This is a genomic window from Hallella sp. (assembly GCF_037460745.1).
GTDB classification, from domain to species: Bacteria; Bacteroidota; Bacteroidia; order Bacteroidales; family Bacteroidaceae; genus Prevotella; species Prevotella faecis.
Genome location: NZ_JAXVAE010000082.1, coordinates 1 through 2,234 on the forward strand (window position 1 = coordinate 1; position 2,234 = coordinate 2,234).

At 51.2% G+C, this 2,234-nt stretch carries 2 protein-coding genes; both read right to left on the minus strand.

The annotated features are described in order from the left end of the window. Window positions 1–785: hypothetical protein (locus WKK33_RS04675; protein WP_337932717.1), on the minus strand; the 785-nt coding region annotated here is incomplete at its 3' end. A 185-nt stretch (window positions 786–970) separates the two neighbouring features. After that, window positions 971–2,110: an AraC family transcriptional regulator gene (locus tag WKK33_RS04680; RefSeq protein WP_337932719.1), complete on the minus strand. Its 1,140-nt coding sequence runs from the start codon at window positions 2,108–2,110 to the stop codon at window positions 971–973. Window positions 2,111–2,234 lie beyond the last annotated feature (124 nt).

The following is a 2,234-nucleotide window of genomic DNA, read 5'->3' on the forward strand; positions in this document are numbered from 1 at the left end:
CCGTAGTCTTTGTAATACGAACGGTCGGTAGTCATAGCCACGGTGGTTGGGCCGTAACTTTGGCTTAGCGTACTTCTTGACACTTTCAACGAGCCATAAGTACGTTCGAAGTTTGCGCTGTACGAAAATATGTTCCTGATGGCTTGGGTTCGGAACGTGCGTTCCTCAAACTTAGTACTTACGTCGTTGATCCTCCACATACCGCGAATCTTGATGTCGTGCTCGGTAGCCACAGCCATCTTGTCCATGTAGATGACCATCTCCACCCAGTACTGATCATTCTCTCTTCGTGGGTCCCAGAAGCGTACGGTGTAGTTCACACCGTCAACATTCCTGGTGTAGGTGCTGCCCCACCATCCATTGTTTTCGCGCTGGTCTTCCAGTCCAGAGGCATTGCCATTGCCTGAGGCCCATGACAACTCCCAGTCGGGTGAGCAGATGTATTTGCCATCTACATAAACGGCGGGACCTTTGTGGCCCCTCTCTGTTTCGTCGTGCAGGAAATAGCCGTCATGTCCATCCCTGTCGTAGAACCAGAAATATACGGTAATCCATGGCTCGTCCACCGTGGGATGGTGCGAAATGCGTGAGTTGTAGCGTGAATTGCTACCATAATCTGTGCCGAAGTGTGCTCCGGCATACGCCTGCCGCGGCACGGCCAAGGCCATGACCAACAGGAGGAACGTCAAAAGCCTACGCCGCCAAGGCGGCGTGCTCTGACATTGCTTGCCCCTCGCCACCTGAGGCGGTGAGAAGTTGGGTTGTGAGTAATGGTTTTCTTTCATAATCGCTTAGATGAATTTGTTTCGTTAGGATTATCTGATGCAATGGGGACAACCAACTTGCAGCGCAATGCTGGTTCGACCCTTTGCAAATTTAAACGAATACAAAGAAATCTTAAGCGAAAAAAACGTTATGGTGGTTACACAATGCGTAAAGTGTAACCAAAAACCGCCATTCCATCGGGTTTTCAGGTCCTCGCCTTCGCCTCCCAATCGGTTGGCGACACGCCCATCTTGCGCTTGAACGCACGATAGAGATTCACCCTTCCGGCAAACCCGGTCTCCAAGGCAAGGGCGTCGAGCGTGTGGTGCTTGAGCCATCCCGCCTCAATGAGCCTTGTGGCTTCAGCCACGCGATACTCGTTGATGTAGGTCTTGAAGTTGACACCCTGACAATGGTTGATGGCCATCGACACCACACGATGGCTCTTGCCGCATAAGGCCGCAAGGTTGGCTATCGAGAGGTCGGTCGCTTTGAAGAGGGCTTGCTCCTGCATCAACCGTTCGATCTCTTGCATGAGTAGCAGGTCGTCATCGGTCGGTACAACCATCATGTCGGAGGAAGGGTCGGTAGGCACCTCTACGGGCTCGGTCGCTTCGCAAACGGTATCTCGCAAAGGCTCCTTGATCTTAGGGAAGATATCCACATAATTGATGAAGCGTATGGCAAACACCGAATAATAGACCGTTGTGACGAGCATGAACAGCAACTGCGTGAACGGAGTGATCAACAAGGCAAACAACAGGGCGATGACGCCTACGCCAAAGGCGCTATAGAAAGCCACGGGAACCCAATGCAAGCGCTGGCGCTCATCGTCGGAAAAATAGTTGTCCATCAACTGCAGGTAGCGTTTGTAATAGCGACGAAAAAGCGCCACATAACGCGCCATGAGCAACATGTACCAAAGCGAAAAGCCATAGAAGATGAGCGCCCTGCTGCTCTGTGGGAAGAGAAAGAACAGGGCAAACGCCGCCACTGTGGTGATGGCTATGACCAAGGTCTCGCGACACGCCGTGGCCTTGGTGAAGAAGCCTATGTCGAGCAACGCTATGAGCGAATAGGTGAACAGAAAGGCTTGCGTAATGCCAATGGCTATGACGATCATGCTATTGAGCAAGTCGCCCACAAGAGGCTCGCGCGTCACCGCCTCGCAGATAAGCGCCACACAATAAACAAGGAACGTGACGCCCATCACCTTGCGCGCAAACACATAATTCTTAAGCCCTTCCTTGTCGGGAATGGAAAGGAAGAGTAGGCATATACCAAATGCAAGCATCATTCCGGGAATGATGTAAACGGTTACCAGGTCATATAGAAATATCAACATAAAAACCCCATGGCGTTATGTGCCACGGTGCAAAAATAATAAAAAAGTGCTAATTCCACCCGAGTGTCCTCGAAAAACATGAAGGTTTTTCACTTTCTGAATCGCTTCGATACGGCCGAATAGC

Coding starts and splice junctions, on each gene's coding strand:
- WKK33_RS04680 (WP_337932719.1), bottom strand. CDS start 2,110: ATGTTGATATTTCTATATGACCTGGTAACCGTTTACATCATTCCCGGA.